15 protein-coding genes are annotated in these 15957 nt (G+C 59.6%); 6 read left to right on the top strand and 9 right to left on the bottom strand.

The features are described 5' to 3' along the window. On the top strand, window positions 1–1089 hold a 1089-nt coding region (locus tag GZ093_RS03270; RefSeq protein ID WP_296482008.1), incomplete at its 5' end, for a toprim domain-containing protein. 222 nt (window positions 1090–1311) lie between these two features. After that, complete coding sequence (gene parC, locus GZ093_RS03265; RefSeq protein ID WP_296482003.1) at window positions 1312–3693, top strand: DNA topoisomerase IV subunit A; 2382 nt, start codon at window positions 1312–1314, stop codon at window positions 3691–3693. Between the two features lie 132 nt (window positions 3694–3825). Here parC and GZ093_RS03260 read toward each other — a convergent pair whose 3' ends face one another. From GZ093_RS03260 to GZ093_RS03240, 5 genes are all read right to left on the bottom strand, one after another. After that, window positions 3826–4251 carry a S4 domain-containing protein gene (locus tag GZ093_RS03260; RefSeq protein ID WP_296482000.1) on the bottom strand — a complete coding sequence of 142 codons (426 nt, stop codon included), beginning with the start codon at window positions 4249–4251 and terminating at the stop codon, window positions 3826–3828. Window positions 4252–4299: 48 nt separating this feature from the next. Then, on the bottom strand, window positions 4300–4617 hold the full coding sequence (locus GZ093_RS03255) for a hypothetical protein (RefSeq protein WP_296481997.1): 318 nt from the start codon (window positions 4615–4617) through the stop codon (window positions 4300–4302). Further along, window positions 4614–4835 (bottom strand): hypothetical protein, encoded by a 222-nt coding sequence (locus GZ093_RS03250; RefSeq protein ID WP_296482032.1) that lies wholly within the window; start codon window positions 4833–4835, stop codon window positions 4614–4616. Before GZ093_RS03250 ends, GZ093_RS03255 begins: the two co-directional genes overlap by 4 nt. A gap of 52 nt (window positions 4836–4887) precedes the next feature. Next, a complete protein-coding gene (locus GZ093_RS03245) occupies window positions 4888–6102 on the bottom strand; it encodes a class I SAM-dependent methyltransferase (protein WP_296481994.1) in 1215 nt (404 codons plus the stop codon). Between the two features lie 255 nt (window positions 6103–6357). Further along, a complete protein-coding gene (locus GZ093_RS03240; protein WP_296481991.1) occupies window positions 6358–6900 on the bottom strand; it encodes a PAS and helix-turn-helix domain-containing protein in 543 nt (180 codons plus the stop codon). Window positions 6901–7002: 102 nt separating this feature from the next. Here GZ093_RS03240 and GZ093_RS03235 point away from each other — a divergent pair, with 102 nt between their 5' ends. Then, window positions 7003–7722, top strand: a complete 720-nt coding sequence (locus GZ093_RS03235) for a CoA transferase subunit A (RefSeq protein WP_296481988.1) — start codon at window positions 7003–7005, stop codon at window positions 7720–7722. A 2-nt stretch (window positions 7723–7724) separates the two neighbouring features. Continuing rightward, on the top strand, window positions 7725–8363 hold the full coding sequence (locus GZ093_RS03230) for a 3-oxoacid CoA-transferase subunit B (protein ID WP_296481985.1): 639 nt from the start codon (window positions 7725–7727) through the stop codon (window positions 8361–8363). 8 nt (window positions 8364–8371) lie between these two features. Here GZ093_RS03230 and GZ093_RS03225 read toward each other — a convergent pair whose 3' ends face one another. From GZ093_RS03225 to GZ093_RS03215, 3 genes are read right to left on the bottom strand one after another with little or no spacing between them, the layout of a single operon-like run. Beyond that, window positions 8372–9139, bottom strand: a complete 768-nt coding sequence (locus GZ093_RS03225; RefSeq protein WP_296481982.1) for a transferase — start codon at window positions 9137–9139, stop codon at window positions 8372–8374. Continuing rightward, window positions 9139–9750, bottom strand: coding sequence for a 2-hydroxychromene-2-carboxylate isomerase (locus GZ093_RS03220; RefSeq protein WP_296481979.1), 612 nt, complete (start codon window positions 9748–9750; stop codon window positions 9139–9141). Before GZ093_RS03220 ends, GZ093_RS03225 begins: the two co-directional genes overlap by 1 nt. 12 nt (window positions 9751–9762) lie before the next feature. Continuing rightward, window positions 9763–10482, bottom strand: coding sequence for a glutathione binding-like protein (locus GZ093_RS03215; RefSeq protein WP_296481977.1), 720 nt, complete (start codon window positions 10480–10482; stop codon window positions 9763–9765). 135 nt (window positions 10483–10617) lie between these two features. Here GZ093_RS03215 and GZ093_RS03210 point away from each other — a divergent pair, with 135 nt between their 5' ends. Beyond that, on the top strand, window positions 10618–11925 hold the full coding sequence (locus tag GZ093_RS03210; RefSeq protein ID WP_296481974.1) for an HD-GYP domain-containing protein: 1308 nt from the start codon (window positions 10618–10620) through the stop codon (window positions 11923–11925). Further along, window positions 11922–14360, top strand: coding sequence for an EAL domain-containing protein (locus GZ093_RS03205; protein WP_296481972.1), 2439 nt, complete (start codon window positions 11922–11924; stop codon window positions 14358–14360). Before GZ093_RS03210 ends, GZ093_RS03205 begins: the two co-directional genes overlap by 4 nt. Here GZ093_RS03205 and GZ093_RS03200 read toward each other — a convergent pair. Then, window positions 14344–15834, bottom strand: a complete 1491-nt coding sequence (locus tag GZ093_RS03200; protein WP_296481969.1) for a protein adenylyltransferase SelO — start codon at window positions 15832–15834, stop codon at window positions 14344–14346. The two genes, GZ093_RS03205 and GZ093_RS03200, sit on opposite strands and share 17 nt — an antisense overlap. Window positions 15835–15957: the final 123 nt, after the last annotated feature.

Below are 15957 nucleotides of genomic sequence, written 5' to 3'. Positions count from 1 at the left end.
GGCTTGCGCGACGGCCTGTTCACGGCGGTCAAGAGCTTTATCGAGCTGCATTCGCTCTTGCCCAAAGGCGTGAAGCTGATGCCCGAAGACGTGTTTGCCCGCGCCAGCTACGTGTTGTCGGCCAAGGTGCTGGACCCGCAGTTTCAAGGCCAGATCAAGGAGCGGCTGAACTCGCGCGATGCGGTGCGGCTGGTGTCGAGCTTTGTCCGACCGGCCCTGGAGCTGTGGTTGAACCAGCACGTCGAGTACGGCAAGAAGCTGGCGGAACTGGCGATCAAGGCGGCGCAGTTCCGCCAGAAAGCGGGCCAGAAGGTCGAGAAGCGCAAGGGCTCGGGTGTAGCCGTATTGCCGGGTAAGCTGACCGATTGCGAAAGCCGCGACCTGGCTTACAACGAGGTCTTTCTGGTCGAGGGCGACTCGGCCGGTGGCAGCGCCAAGATGGGGCGCGACAAGGAGAGCCAGGCGGTTTTGCCGCTGCGCGGCAAGGTGCTCAACACCTGGGAGGTCGAGCGTGACCGCCTGTTTGCCAACAATGAAATTCACGATATTTCGGTGGCGATTGGCGTTGATCCGCATGGGCCCAACGATTCGCCCGATTTGAGCGGGCTGCGCTACGGCAAGGTCTGCATTTTGTCGGATGCCGACGTGGACGGCTCGCACATCCAGGTGCTGCTGCTGACGCTGTTTTTCAAGCATTTCCCCAAGTTGATCGAGACCGGCCATATTTTTGTGGCACGCCCGCCGCTGTTTCGGGTCGATGCGCCTGCACGCGGCAAGAAGCCCGCCTCCAAGGCCTATGCGCTCGATGAGGGCGAGCTGACCGCCATTCTGGACAAGCTGCGCAAGGAAGGTGTGCGCGAGGGCGCCTGGAGCATCAGCCGCTTCAAAGGCCTGGGCGAGATGAATGCCGAGCAGTTGTGGGATACCACCTTGAACCCCGACACCCGGCGCTTGCTGCCGGTGCAGTTGGGCAGCATCGATCTTCTGCAAACGCAAAATTTGTTCACCCAACTGATGGGCAAGGGCGAGGCGGCGGCCCGGCGCGAGCTGATGGAATTGCATGGCGATACGGTCGAGATCGATATTTAGAATTTTTTAAGACTTTTAGGGCTCTAGCCCCCGTCCTGTATGCATTAGTAGCTATTATTTTTATACGGTAATCGCTGTCTTCATGGTGTCGCTGCGCAGCAGCCGGGTTTGGCTGCCTCCTCATGCTGGAGTACCAGAAATCGTCGGCCGCCCAACCCAGCCACTGCGCGGGTCCGTTTGAAATTTTTGCTTTGATTTAATGAAATCCGACTACTGTTTTCTATGACTGATCAACTAATTTTTGACATTGCACCACTGGCCGAGCCTGAGGGTGACGATGCGCTGAATCTGGCGACCTACGCCCAGCGTGCCTACCTGGAATACGCCCTGAGCGTGGTCAAGGGTCGCGCCTTGCCCGATGTTTGCGACGGCCAGAAACCTGTGCAGCGGCGCATTTTGTACGCCATGAGTCGCATGGGCTTGGGATATGGTGGCCCCAACGGCAATACGGGGGCCAAGCCGGTCAAATCGGCTCGGATAGTCGGTGACGTGCTGGGGCGCTTTCACCCACATGGGGACTCCTCGGTGTATGACGCTGCGGTGCGCATGGCGCAGGACTTTTCACAGCGCTACCCTTTGATTGACGGCCACGGCAACTTCGGCTCGCGTGACGGCGACGGCGCCGCCGCGATGCGTTACACCGAGGCGCGTTTGGCCAAGATCACCGGGCTGCTGCTCGATGAAATCGACGAAGGCACGGTCGATTTCGTTCCCAACTACGACGGATCGACGCAGGAGCCCAGCCAGTTGCCGGCGCGCTTGCCCTTCAACCTGCTCAATGGCGCCAGCGGCATTGCGGTCGGGCTCGCCACCGAAATCCCGAGCCACAACCTGCGCGAGGTGGCCGATGCCTGCATCGCGCTGATCAAGTCGCCCCAGCTCAGCGAGGCGGAGTTGTTCGCGCTGATTCCCGGCCCGGACTACCCCGGTGGCGGCCAGATCATCAGCAGCGCGGAAGACATTGCCGACGCTTACCGCAGCGGCCGCGGCTCGCTCAAATGCCGGGCGCGCTGGAAGATTGAAGACCTGGCGCGCGGCCAGTGGCGCCTGGTGCTGACCGAGTTGCCGCCGGGGGTCAGCACGCAGCGGGTGTTGGAGGAAATTGAAGAACTGAGCAACCCCAAGATCAAGGCCGGCAAAAAGGCCCTGTCGTTGGAGCAAAACCAGCTCAAGGCGACGCTCCTGTCGGTGCTCGACGGCGTGCGCGATGAATCGAGCAAAGACGCCGCCGTGCGTCTGGTGTGCGAGCCCAAGACCAGCAAGATCAGCCAGCAGGAGCTCATCACCACGCTGCTGGCGCACACCAGTCTGGAGAGCTCCAGCCCGATCAACCTGACCATGATCGGGTTGGATGGCCGGCCGACGCAAAAGTCCTTGCGTCAGATGCTGACCGAGTGGATCGCGTTCCGCCAGCAAACCATCGAGCGGCGCTCGCAACACCGCCTGGACAAGGTGCTGGACCGCATCCATATCCTGGAAGGGCGCGCACTGGTGCTGCTCAATATCGACGAAGTGATCGCCATCATTCGCCAGGCCGACGAGCCCAAGGCGGCGCTGATCGCCCGGTTTAACCTGTCGGACCGGCAGGCTGAGGACATATTGGAAATCCGCCTGCGCCAACTGGCGCGGCTGGAGGCGATCAAGATCGAGCAGGAGCTGGCCGGACTGCGCGGCGAGCAGCAAAAGCTCGAAGAAATCCTGGGCAGCCCAGCCACCTTGCGCCGCCTGATGATCAAGGAAATTGAGCTTGATGCCAAAACCTTTGCCGACCCGCGCCGCACGCTGATCCAGACCGAGAAAAAAGCGGTGCTCGAAGTCAAGGTGGTGGATGAGCCAGTGACGGTGGTGGTGAGTCAAATGGGCTGGGTGCGTGCGCAAAAAGGCTGGGCCAGCGAGCGCGCTGTCAACGGCGGCCTACCGGCGGAATACAACTTCAAGGCTGGTGACGCGCTTTACGACACCTTTGAATGCCGCACGGTCGACACGCTGCTGGTGTTTGGCAGCAATGGCCGGGTCTATTCGGTGGCGGTGGCATTGTTGCCAGGCGCGCGCGGTGACGGTCAACCGATCACGAGCCTGATTGAGTTGGAGAGTGGCACCGCGCTGCTGTATTACTTTGCCGGCCCGGCCACGGCGACCCTGCTGCTGAGCAGTTCGGGCGGCTACGGTTTTATGGCGTCGGTGGAGAACATGAGTTCGCGCCTGAAGGCGGGCAAGGCCTTCGTCACCTGCAACGCAGGCGAAACCTTGTGCAAGCCGTCACCGGTGGCGGGCGGCTCGGGGTCTGTGCCGTGGGTCGCTGCCACGCACGTGGCTTGCGCCTCAACTGGCGGACGCATTTTGACCTTCGAGATCGACCAGCTCAAAACCATGGCCACCGGCGGGCGCGGGCTGATGCTGATTGATCTGGAAGACAAGGACACGCTGGCCGGCGCTTGCGCTTACCTGCGCAGCGTCAAGATCGAAGGCATCGGGCGCGGTGGCAAAGCGCGCGACGAGACGCTGGAGATTCGCAGCCTCAACAACGCGCGGGCGGTGCGCGGGCGCAAAGGAAAGGTCGCTGATCTGGGCTTCAAGCCGACGACGGTCACGCGCGTGGCTTGAGGTTGCACGCCAGGCATGTCGCAAAGCATGGGGGCTGGTATGGCTGGGGACCGATTTCTGGGCCTTTGACAGCATGAGGGCCCTGGCCATGCCAGCCCCCATGCCACTTTACTGGATGAATTGCACCGGGATTCAGGTGTCGATGGAAGCGCTCCAGCGCTGGTCCCAGTCGTGGACCTGGCCGCTGCGGGCTTTTTCGGTGTCGCGGCGGTCGCGCTTGGTGGGGCGGCCTTGCGTCAGGCTCAGGGCCGGTTCCGGTGCCAGGCGGCGTTGCTCGGCGGCAAGGGCGCGGCTGGCGATGGACTCGGCGGTTTCCTGGAACAGCAGCGCGGCCACGGGCGCCGGGCCGCGCTTGTCACTGATGCCTTGCACGACCACGGTGCGGGTGATGGGGCCGGTGCGCAGCAGCAGCGTGTCGCCGACTTTGACTTCACGCGCCGGTTTGACCGCCACGCCGTTGACATGCACCCGGCCCTTGTCAATTTCTTCGCTGGCCAGACTGCGCGTTTTGTAAAAGCGGGCGGCCCACAGCCATTTGTCGATGCGCAATCGTTCCATTAGCTGGCACGCTTGATGGGTGATGGACGTGACACGACCAGATACCAGTCAATTTTCTGGCAGGTCGTGCAGCGTGATGAGATGCATGAAGGCTGCCAAGACCTCGTGCTTGAAGCCAATCCGGGTTCTGCCGACACCGTCACCGCCATTGAGAATCAGTTGATGCAAGTACTCGACGCAATCCTTGTGACCCCAAAACATGTCGATGGCGCTGGCGATGCGCGCGTGATGGGTGCGGATGACTGCCATCTCGTGGTCAATCTGGAATTGCCGCGGCAACTCCTGAATCGGCAGGGGCCGCGTGGTCTCATCCGCTTCATTGTTGATGAGTTCTGGAAAGAAGCCTGCGTATTTGCTATTGGTCATGGCTTGTGGTACTTGAGGTGTGCCTGCGCAGCAGGGTCGGCTTGCTCACAAAATGCAGTATTACAACGGAGACGTTCATCAGGGCCATCGCGTGATTCTGTCACTATTTTCTGGGCGGCGGCGGAGCCGGGCTTCGAGTTCATCAAGATCGAACGGTTTGGGCAGGGAGTCGTCGACACCGGCGTCGCCAGACCGTCTTCCACCAGCAGCAGTTTCATGGGTCAAGCCAGCACGTCGACGACGCTGGTCATGGTTGCTTGCTTGTGTTGGCTAAGCAGCTGCCAGGCGCCAGAGCGAGGTCACTTCACGCGACCTGGCATCGGCCAGCGGGTCGCTGGCATCCGACGCCTTGGGGTGCTGCGGTTTGGCATCGATGCGGCTCACCACGCGCAGGCCGTTAGCCTCGAACGCCGCCAGCAGTTCTTCGCGCGTGCGCAGACCCAGATGTTCGGCCAGGTTGGACAAGATCAGCCAGCCTTCCCCTTTGGGGGCGAGGTGGGCGGTCAGTCCCTTCAGAAAGCCGGTCAACATGCGCCCGCCTTCGTCGTACACCGCGCGTTCAATCGGCGAGCTGGGCCGCGCGGGCAGCCAGGGTGGGTTGCACACCACGAGCGAGGCTTGCCCCTCTGGAAACAGATCCGTCTGCACCAGTTGAACCTTGTCGGTTACGTTCAAACGCGTCAGGTTGTCCCGCGCGCAGGCCAGCGCCCGGGGGTCTTGATCGGTGGCCACAATCTGGCGGACGCCGCGCCGCGCCAGCACGGCGGATAGCACGCCGGTGCCGGTACCAACGTCAAACGCGATCAATGCCTGCCCGCTCGGGGGTTTGGGCAAATGCGCGGTGGCAACCAGATGGATGTATTCGCCACGCACCGGGGAGAACACGCCGTAATGCGGATGAATACGGTTGTGGGGAGGCTCGCCGAGCGCAGCAATTTCAACGCCTTTGCGGCGCCATTCGTGCGCGCTGGTGATGCCCAGCAATTCACGCAAGGAGACCACCGAGACGCCCGCAGGTTCATTCGCTGGGCCCCATGCCTCGGTGCAGGCAAGCTTCACGTCTGGCGCGCGGCGCAGGGGAATGCTGTAGTCGGCATTGACTGGAATCAACAGCATGCCCAGCATGCGCGCCCGCTGCGACTGCGCCAGGCGGTGCAGGTGAAAGGCCTGCGCCACCGGCACTGGCGTGGCTGCCTTTTTGCGCTTGCGCGTGGGAACCTGGTCCGTGCGGCGTGCCAGGGCCTGCAGCAGCTGCTTGGCATTCTGAAAATCGCCGCGCCAGAGCAGGGCCGTACCTTCGCAGGCCAGTCGGTAGGCAATGTCGGCGGTGGTGGTGTCATCGGCCAGCACGACTCGTTTGGGCGGTGGTGCACCGCGCTCCGAGCGCCAGCGCGCTGAACGCTCCTGCTCGGCCTCAAGCCAGCGGATCACAGGCGGCGGGTTGGTGGCAGGTTCTGTAGCGACAGGGGAAGGTGAATTAGGCATCGGCTGGGTCATTCGCAGAAAAATGGAGATTGCGTGTTTTAACAGATGGGCCAACTCAATCGGCGTGTCGGTATTTTCCCTGGCGTAAATAGACACTTTCGGACACCCGATCGGCCGCCAGGGCTCGCATGCTGGGCATGCTGTTGATTCCAGTCAATGCCGACTACAGCATTCCCCTGCGCCGCGCGCCAGACGTGAAGCTTGCCTGCACGAATGAACCTGCGGCTAGGCCGGCCTGAATCTGTTGTCCTTTTTTCAGCCCGCCATTAATTTGTGCACCAAGTCCCCGGTGTTGGATGCCTTGTATTTGCGCATCAGGCGGGCGCGGTAAATTTCAACCGTCCGGTGGCTGATGGCCAGCGTTTTGCCGATTTCCTTGCTGGTCAATCCATCCATCAGGTGCGCCGCCACCTCGCGTTCGCGCGCCGTCAACTCCGCCTTGACCGGGCGGCGCGAGCTCAGGTCTTTGAAGGTCCAGATACCGGTTTCATGCGGTGCGTCCGGGTTGAGCGCGCGGCCGGTGACATGACACCAGAATGTTTCACCGTTGGCGCGCTTCATGATGCGGTCGTCGGCGTAGGTGCCGTTGCGGTTCAACAAGGGGGCAATGCGCGAGCCCGTGCGCTCAAATTCAATGGCGCTGGGGTACAGCACCTGAAAGGACTGACCCACCAATAATTCACGCGAGGCACCAAACATCTCGCACAGGTGGCGGTTGCAGTCCAGCATGGTGCGGTTGCTTGAGAGGGCGAGGCCGACGGGCGCCAGATCGAAGGCAAGACGGTAATCGATATCCATGCGGTGTGGGCGAGCAATACTTAGGGTTTGTACTTTACGGAAAACTACGTATGAAGTTAGGTAGTATCGTAAGGCCATTATTTCTTTGAAGGAGATTGCACAGTGAACAAAATTTACCCTAACGCGGCCAAAGCACTGGAAGGCATCGTCAAAGATGGCCAGTTGCTGGCCGTTGGCGGCTTTGGTCTGTGTGGCATTCCCGAGGCCCTGATTGACGCCCTGTGTGCCAGCGGCGTCAAAGACCTCACCGTCATTTCCAACAATGCTGGCGTTGATGGCTTTGGCTTGGGCAAGCTCCTTGACACGCGCCAGATCACCAAAATGATCTCCAGCTACGTCGGTGAGAACAAGGAATTTGAACGCCAGTACCTGTCGGGCGAACTGCAGTTGGACTTCACGCCGCAAGGCACGCTGGCTGAAAAGCTGCGTGCTGGCGGCGCTGGCATTCCCGCTTTCTATGTGCGCACCGGCGTGGGCACGCTGGTGGCTGAGGGCAAAGAAACGCGCGAGTTTGATGGCCATACGTACATCATGGAGCGAGCGCTCGTGCCCGAGGTGTCCTTGGTCAAGGCCTGGAAGGCTGACAAGAGCGGCAATCTGCTGTTCAGGCGCACGGCGCGCAATTTCAACCCGGCGGTGGCGATGGCCGGCAAAATCACGGTGGTTGAGGTTGAAGAAATCGTTGAGGTGGGCACCTTCGACCCGGATTCGGTTCACTTGCCAGGAATTTACGTACACCGGATTGTTCTCAATGCGCATCCCGAGAAGCGGATTGAGCAGAGAACGATCACCGAAACATCGACCAAGAAAGCAGGAGTCTGATCATGGCCTGGACACGCGAACAAATGGCTGCCAAAGCGGCAGAAGAGCTTAAAGACGGTTTTTACGTCAACCTCGGCATCGGTTTGCCCACCCTGGTGGCGAACTTTGTGTCACCCGACATTGAAGTCTGGCTGCAAAGTGAAAACGGCATGCTGGGAATCGGTCCGTTTCCCACCGAAGACGAAGTCGACGCCGACCTGATCAACGCCGGCAAACAGACCGTGACCACGATCCCCGGTTCGTCCATCTTTGGCAGCCACGACAGCTTTGCCATGATCCGTGGCGGCAAGATCAACCTGAGTATTCTGGGTGCCATGCAGGTGAGCGAGAAAGGCGATCTGGCCAACTGGATGATCCCCGGCAAGATGGTCAAAGGCATGGGCGGTGCGATGGACCTGGTGGGCGGCGTCAAGAGCGTCGTCGTGCTGATGGAACACGTGGCCAAGAAGAAGGATGGCACCATTGATTTGAAAATCTTGCCCAGCTGCACGTTGCCATTGACCGGTGTCGGCGTGGTGGACCGCATCATCACCGACCTGGCCGTGCTGGACGTGACGCCGCATGGCCTGAAAGTGGTGGAGATGGCCCCGGGCGTAACGCTCGAAGAACTGCAGGCCAAGACCGGCGTGCAACTGCATTAAACGGTGCTCTAAGCGACTTGCGTCGCCGCCCAGGAAATGCGCGCAAATTCGCGTTGCAGTTGAGCGCGAACGTCCTGGTCAAAGTTCTTCAGCGGGTTGCTCTGCCGTATTTCGTCGATTGAAATCAGCTGGCCTTTACGGGCGAAAAGAATGCTGTTGCTTTTTTTCTGTGAGGCGACTTCCAGCAAATTGCCGTCAAAAGCCAGCCGGATGCGTGCGGTGAACAGGGCGTGTTGGGGATCGTCATGGTGCAGGTTGGCTACCATGACACCTTGCGGTGAGAGCGCCTGATAGCAGTCGTTGTAAAAGCGTTGTGAACACAGGCTGGGCGCCAGCCCCGCGCTGTCAAAGCCGTCAACCAGCAGCACGTCATAACCGATGGAGTTGTTGGCTGCGGCGTCACGGACAAAGTCGGCCCCGTCAGCGCAAACAAGCTCGATGCGCTGGGCATCTTCCGGCACTTCAAACTCGTGACGCAGCGCAATCACCTGCGGGTTGATCTCGACCATCGTCAGGTGTGCGTTGGGCAGGTGGCGGTAGCAAAACTTCAGTAGCGACCCACCGCCGAGTCCAATCATGGCAATGCGGGCCGGTCGACTGTTCAACAGCAAAAAGCCCATCATCGTGCGCGTGTAATCCACCTCCAGTTGGTTGGGATGCGCACTGCACATGCGGCTTTGCAGTTGGTCGAGCGTGAAATACAGGGATTTATGACCATCGGCCGAGAAAATGAAAGGTGCATCCCCTGCCGATGCGTCGACTTGGGGCTTAGACATCACGACGGGACGGCGCGTCCGCGCAGGACCGCGGCCCTGAGCAGCGGCAGACGGTCGTTGCCGAAATACATGTCGTCGCCGAGGAAAATGGTGGGCGAACCAAAGCCGCCACGCGCAATCACTTCTTCGGTGTTCGCTTTGAGCTGCGCCTTGATGGCAGGTTGCCCGATGCCGGCCAAGAACGCGTCTCCATCGACACCGACTTGGCCGCAGATTTCAATAAGCACGGCGTCCTGCGAAATGTCTTCTTCGCGCGTCCAGTAGGCTTCAAATACCGCCGTGGCAAAAGGCAGCAGCTTGCCCTGCGGCTCCAGCCAGAGGCAGCCGCGCATGGCCTTGACACTGTTGACTGGAAAGACCCTGGGCGGGAAGACAATCTTCAGACCCGTCTCGCGCGCCCAGTCCTGCAGGTCTTTGAGCATGTAAGCCCATTTGGCGGGCACCGGGTTGTCGCGCATGGCATAGACGCTGGGGTTGACGGCGTTAAAAATGCCGCCCACCAGCACCGGTCGCCAGCGCACCGGCTCATTCAATTCGGCGGCCAGTGGCTGCAGGTTGTGAAAGGCCAGATAGGTCCAGGGGCTGGAGCAGTCAAAGAAAAATTCAATCATGCTGGTTTTCCTTCAAATGAGTTTGTGATCACCGGCACGCACGCTCTGCGCCGTTTGTCCAAACAGTGCCTTGCGTGCGGTTTCGCTCATGGTGCCAGCGCGCAGGTCCTTGAGCACATCAAGCCCGCGCAGGACGGCCGGGCGCAGGAACAGTGCGTCATACCAGCGCTTGATGTGGGGAAATTCGTCGAGAGACACCTTCTGCGCCTGATGGGTTCGGATCCAGGGGAAGATCGCCATGTCGGCAATGGAGTAGTCAGGCCCGGCCACAAACGCGCCGGTCTTGCCGAGCTGGGTGTTGAGGACGCCATAAAGGCGGTTCACCTCTTTGCCGTATCGATCAATGGCGTAGGGTACTTTTTCGGGCGCATAGAGCAAAAAATGACCGTTTTGCCCCGCCATCGGTCCCAGTCCGCCCATCTGCCACATCAACCATTGCATGATCTGGGTCCTACCGCGCACGTCGCCGGGCATGAAGAGGCCGGTCTTCTCCGCGAGGTAAATCAGAATGGCGCCACTCTCAAACACTGCGATCGGCTCGCCGCCATCGGCGGGATCATGGTCGACGATGGCAGGCATGCGGTTGTTGGGGCTGATCGCTAAAAAATCGGGCGCAAACTGCTCGCCCTTGCCAATGTTCACCGGGAACAGATCGTACGGCAGCTTGCATTCTTCCAGCATGATGGAGATTTTCCAACCGTTGGGGGTGGGCCAGTAATACAAATCAATCATTAGGATTCCCTTTTCTTTGGATTCGGCATGATATTCTCCAAAGTCCAGGACGGAAATGTTGATCGGTCAGATCAGCATTCCAGTGTCAAATATTGCCTTGCTCATGAGACGCAGGGCGGCCAAACCGAATCACGTATGGACGAAGCTCAGTTCGAATTCATTGAAATTCATCAATTGCGACTTGGCATGTTCATCGAACTCGGGCTCGGCTGGATGTCACATCCATTTCCCACCGGCAGCTTCAAAATTAGCTCTGAGAAGCAGCTTGCGGTGATTCGCAGCCTGGGTTTGAAACGTGTTCGTTATTTGCCTGGCAAGAGTGATCTGTTGTCAGGGTTCGAAAATGTCGATGGCCCGCAGGTCGCGGCGGGCGCTGACCCGGGTGAACAAACCAAGCCAGACCTTAGTTTGGAGCCAACTGACGAGCTTCGTCTTCGCAAACAGCGCAGTGATCTGTTGAGCGCTCAGCAGCGCCAGCTGATCGTCTGTGAACGCCGCTTTGTTGACGCCATTCAACACTACAAGCTGGCCGTAGAACAAGTCAGCGCCTTGCCTGGTGCGGCCAAGCAACAGTGTTTTGGCGTGGTCAGCGGGTTTGTTGGTGACATGCTGGAGGAAGGCGAGTTGGCCATTCGCTTGTTGTCAGAGGGTATGGGGGACAAAGCGTCCATGCATCCGGTCAATGTGACCATTCTTTCACTGCTGCTTGGCCGGTCGTTGGGTCTGCCACAGCCAGACATGCTTGATCTGGGCATGGGGGCGTTCTTGCATGACATCGGCAAAACCCGTTTGCCGGATCGCGTGCGCTGGCCGGAAGAGAATTTTTCGACAGCTGAATACAAGTTGTACCAGGAGCATGTTGCGCAAGGCGTCACTCTGGGTCAGCACATGGACTTGAGCGCTGGCGCCGTACAAGCCATCGCCCAGCATCACGAGGCGATGGACGGCAGTGGTTTCCCGGGCCGACTCAAGGGCGACAGTCTGTCCACGCCGAGCAAAATTTTGTCGCTCATCAACCAGTATGACAACTTGTGCAACCCGGGCCGGCCATCGGCCGCAATCACCCCGCATGAAGCCCTGGCGCTCATTTTTGCCCAACTGAAGAACCGTTTTGACAGCGTGGCCCTGAATGCATTTATTCGCATGATGGGTGTTTACCCGCCAGGTTCTGTTGTGCAATTGGCCGACGAACGATTTGCCCTGGTGGTGTCGGTCAATTCCACCCGGCCGCTCAAGCCCCGGGTGATCGTGTATGAGCCCCGTATCCCCAAGCATGAGGCGCTGATTCTGGACTTGGAGCTCGTGCCTGATATCGGGATTCGGCGCAGTCTCAAGCCAACGAGTTTGCCGCGGGACGCCATGGATTACCTGTCGCCGCGACAGCGAATTTGTTATTTTTTTGAAAATGCAATCAATTCATCATCAGACGAGGTTGGAGCGTGACGTCGCCCGGGTGGGGACTCTTGATTGATGGCTTGATCGAGGCCGTCTGGCTGGTTGATCCGGTGAGTTTGCGCATCCTCTTGGTCAATCGCGCAGCGGCCGACTTGTTGGGGCTGCCGGCAGAGGAGTTGGTGGGCAAGCCCGCGATTGAGCTGACCGCGACGCCGGAAGACCAGTTCTTTTGGGAAGATGTCGCCGCTGGTTTGGTGGATGGCATTCACTCCGAAACCCTGTTGCGCGGCGCCGATGGCATGGCCGTCCCGGTGGAACGCCGTGTCAGCCGGGTTTGGCCCGAGACCGGTCGTGCCGTGTATTTGGTGGGCATCCGCGATATGCGTCAACAGCGCCGCGCCGAGGCTGAACTTGAAAGCTTGGTGACAGAGCTGCGTGCCACACTCGAATCTACCGCCGATGGCATTCTGGTCATTGATCGCGATGACGACATCCGCAACTACAACCGGCACTTTGCCGCCATGTGGGACGTGCCCGAAGAACTGCTGTTGAAGCGCGATGGCAGGGCTTTGTCTGCCCATCTTGCCTCATGTGTCGTCGATGAAACAGCGTATGAGAATCGGCTTCTGGAGATCACCGAGGATCCCTTATTGGAGAGCACCGATTTACTGGTTTTGACCACTGGGCGTCTGCTGGAACGGGTGTCACTGCCGCAATACAGCCGAGGACGCGCGACCGGTCGCGTGTTCTCATTTCGCGACATCACGCAGAGCGTTGACGCCCAGTCCCGGCTGCGTCTGGCGGCCAAGGTTTTCGAGTCAAGTGTGGAGGCGATCTTTATTACGGACCCAAGCCTGACGATACTGGCCGTCAATCCCGTGTGTGAGCGCTTGACAGAAGCGACCCAATCTCAATTACTGGGGCAGTCGGCGAGGGATTTTTTTCAAGACTCGCATGATGCTGAATTGATGGTTCGTGTGGACCAAGTGCTGCGCGATGCGGGTGTCTGGCGCGGTCAGGTTTGGCTCAATCGAGTCGGTCGTGCCGCTTGTGCTGTTCATTTGTCCTGGGTGTTGTTGCGAGATGAGCAGGGCGCTGTTTTGCACACCATTGGTTTTCTCAAGGACCTGACCGAAGAACTTGCGGCCCAAAAACGGATTGAGCAACTGGCTTACAGCGACGCCCTCACCGGCCTGCCCAATAAATTACTGTTGTCGCAGCGGGTCGGCTATGCATTGCGCGTGGCAGAGCGCCACAGCGCGCAATTTGGCGTTTTTTTTCTGGATCTGGATCACTTCAAGAATATCAATGACTCGATGGGGCATGTGTTTGGCGACCGGGTTCTGGTCGAGGTGGCCGAACGCATCAAACGGTGCTTGCGTGACGCCGACACCTTGTGCCGGCTCGGTGGCGATGACTTTGTTATCTTTGTCCAGGAAATGGACGCCCGTGGTGCAGAAGTGTTGGCACACCGCATTCTCGACCTGATGGCGCAGGCTTTTTTGATCGAGGAGACCAGCTTTTCGGTTGGCTGCAGCATCGGTATTGCGCTGTTTCCGGCCGACGGCCGCTCACTTGATGAATTGATCAAATGTGCTGACACGGCGATGTACTTGGTCAAGGAACGTGGACGCGGCAGTTTTCGTTTCTATCAGCCGCAGATGAACGTTGATTTGCTGTCGCGCATGAAAATGGACCATGCCATGCGCCGGGCCATGGAGCAGGGTTTGTTCCAGCTGCACTACCAACCCCAGATATCCCTGGACACCGGGCAGTTGCTGGGCGTGGAGGCGCTGATCCGCTGGTCCGATAGCGAATTGGGCCATGTGTCGCCCGTGGTGTTTATTCCCTTGGCGGAGGCATCGGGCTTCATCGTCACGATCGGTACCTGGGTGCTCAAGGAGGCCGTGCGGCAGGCGGTGCTCTGGCACGGTGGCGGCACGCCAGTCGCAGTTTCGGTCAACGTGTCCGCGTTGCAGTTTCAGCAGGCCGATTTTGTGGAAATTGTTGCCAATGTGCTGATCGCATCAAGGTTGCCGCCCCACCTGTTGGAGCTTGAATTGACCGAGTCCATTTTGGTCAGGGACGCGAATGAAACCTTGACCCGATTGCACGCCTTGGCGGCCCTCGGTGTCGCCCTGTCGATTGACGACTTTGGCACCGGTTATTCGAGTTTGGCTTATCTGAAAAGATTCCCCATCTCCAAGCTCAAGATCGATCGCTCTTTTGTGATGGGTTTGCCTGACGACGAAAGTGACCGGGCCATCGTGAGTGCGACCATTGGCATGGCGCGCGGCCTCAAATTGAAAGTGGTTGCAGAAGGGGTCGAAACCATTGCGCAAAGGGACTACCTGGCGGCGCTCAATTGCGAAGCGTTTCAGGGTTTTCTTTGTTCGCCTGGGCTGCCTGCCGATGAGCTTGAACGCCTGATGGCGTCATTGCCGCAAGCCTGCTCAATTGAAGCTCTCAAGAACTGCAACTGATTTCGATGCTGCTGGCCCAATCGGGCGGAGACGCCGCGTAGTCCTCAAAGCCGGCATGTTCCTCAAAGGGCGATTCAAGCAGCCTCAGCAAGGTCTCAACTACTGAATAGTCTTTCAGTTTTGACGCTTGGATAGCTTGTTCGCCCAAAAAATTGCGCAGCACAAATTTTGGATTGGTTTCAAGCATCAAATCGGCCGCTAGCCCGCGTGGAATAAGCGCAAGCCGCTCTGAATAGCGTAGTAACCACGCGTCTGCGCCGGATCGATCCAGAAACAATTCCCGCACCGATGGGGCGTGTGTACCGGCGGCGACATGGCTCAGGCGCCGCCAGAACAGGGTGTAGTCCACCCTGTCTTGGGCCAGCAGTTGCAGGATGTCTTGCAGCAGCCCCTGATCTACCGTGGCCGTGTTGGCGCTGGCATCCAACAGCCCCAGTTTGGCAAACATCAGGCGCTCAAAGACGGCGGGAAACACGGTCTTGTAGGATTCAAGCGCCGCGATGGCGAGTTCCTGCTCGCCGATCAGCGGCAGCAAAGCTTGCCCCAGACAAAACAGGTTCCAGTAGGCGATGTTAGGCTGCTGGTCGAAGGCGTAGCGGCCTTGGGTGTCGGAATGGTTGCAGATGTGGCCGGGGTCAAAGCCATCGAGAAACTGGAACGGGCCGTAGTCGATGGTCAGACCCAGAATGCTCATGTTGTCGGTGTTCAAGACGCCATGGCAAAAGCCGACCGCCTGCCACTGCGCCACCATGGTCGCAGTGCGCTCGCTCACCGCCTCCAGCAGGGCCGCGTATGGGTTCCCGGAAAACTTGGCGCTTGCGCGGCAGGCCGGGTAAAAGCGGTCAATCACGTAGTCGGCCAGGATCTTGAGCTGCGCAGGCTGGTCATGATGGCAAAAGTGCTCAAAGTGGCCGAACCGGATGAAGCTGGGCGCCACCCGCGTCACCACGGCGGCAGTCTCGACGGTCTCGCGCCGTATCGGTGCATCCGAGCCGATGACGCACAGGGCGCGCGAGGTGGCGATGCCCAGGCCGTGCATCGCTTCGCTGCACAAGAACTCGCGGATGCTCGAACGCAACACGGCACGCCCGTCGCCCATACGGGAGTAGGGCGTCAGCCCGGAACCTTTCAGCTGCACCTCCAGGCCCCCGGTTTCGCCCAGCAAAATGGCACGGCCATCACCCAGTTGCCCGGCCCACTGGCCAAACTGATGGCCGCTGTAGACGCTGGCCAGCGGCTGCGTGCCTGCCATCGGTTGGTTGCCCGCCAGCACCTGGAGCAGCTCTGGCGAGTTCAGCCACAACGCGTTGAGACCCAACTCACGGGCCACGGAGGCGCTGCGGCCAACCCAATAAGGCGCAGGCAGTGGCCAGGGGGCGAGTGGCGTGAAAAAGCGTTTGCCCAGTTGGGCGAAGCTGTTGCGCCAGGTTAATCCCACATCGAGGGCGGTGAAGTTTTGTGCGGCCAGGGTCATGGTCGAATTGTGTCGCAGGACGCTGTCGCACAAGGCGCGCAGGGTTATCCACGCAGCGGGCGCCCGTGGCTCAGTTTTCAGGCGTACCGGGTGGATTTTCTGGCGTTGAAAAAAACTGCGTCA

Source organism: Rhodoferax sp. (assembly GCF_010365055.1).
In the GTDB taxonomy this organism is placed as follows: Bacteria; Pseudomonadota; Gammaproteobacteria; order Burkholderiales; family Burkholderiaceae_C; genus Rhodoferax.
This window is presented reverse-complemented; position numbering and strand designations above follow the sequence as displayed.

Excerpts from the sequence above, each read along its gene's own strand:
- parC (WP_296482003.1), top strand. The coding sequence starts at position 1,312 with ATGACTGATCAACTAATTTTTGACATTGCACCACTGGCCGAGCCTGAG.
- GZ093_RS03260 (WP_296482000.1), bottom strand. The coding sequence starts at position 4,251 with ATGGAACGATTGCGCATCGACAAATGGCTGTGGGCCGCCCGCTTTTAC.
- GZ093_RS03255 (WP_296481997.1), bottom strand. The coding sequence starts at position 4,617 with ATGACCAATAGCAAATACGCAGGCTTCTTTCCAGAACTCATCAACAAT.
- GZ093_RS03250 (WP_296482032.1), bottom strand. The coding sequence starts at position 4,835 with ATGAAACTGCTGCTGGTGGAAGACGGTCTGGCGACGCCGGTGTCGACG.
- GZ093_RS03245 (WP_296481994.1), bottom strand. The coding sequence starts at position 6,102 with ATGCCTAATTCACCTTCCCCTGTCGCTACAGAACCTGCCACCAACCCG.
- GZ093_RS03240 (WP_296481991.1), bottom strand. The coding sequence starts at position 6,900 with ATGGATATCGATTACCGTCTTGCCTTCGATCTGGCGCCCGTCGGCCTC.
- GZ093_RS03230 (WP_296481985.1), top strand. The coding sequence starts at position 7,725 with ATGGCCTGGACACGCGAACAAATGGCTGCCAAAGCGGCAGAAGAGCTT.
- GZ093_RS03225 (WP_296481982.1), bottom strand. The coding sequence starts at position 9,139 with ATGTCTAAGCCCCAAGTCGACGCATCGGCAGGGGATGCACCTTTCATT.
- GZ093_RS03220 (WP_296481979.1), bottom strand. The coding sequence starts at position 9,750 with ATGATTGAATTTTTCTTTGACTGCTCCAGCCCCTGGACCTATCTGGCC.
- GZ093_RS03215 (WP_296481977.1), bottom strand. The coding sequence starts at position 10,482 with ATGATTGATTTGTATTACTGGCCCACCCCCAACGGTTGGAAAATCTCC.
- GZ093_RS03210 (WP_296481974.1), top strand. The coding sequence starts at position 10,618 with ATGGACGAAGCTCAGTTCGAATTCATTGAAATTCATCAATTGCGACTT.
- GZ093_RS03200 (WP_296481969.1), bottom strand. The coding sequence starts at position 15,834 with ATGACCCTGGCCGCACAAAACTTCACCGCCCTCGATGTGGGATTAACC.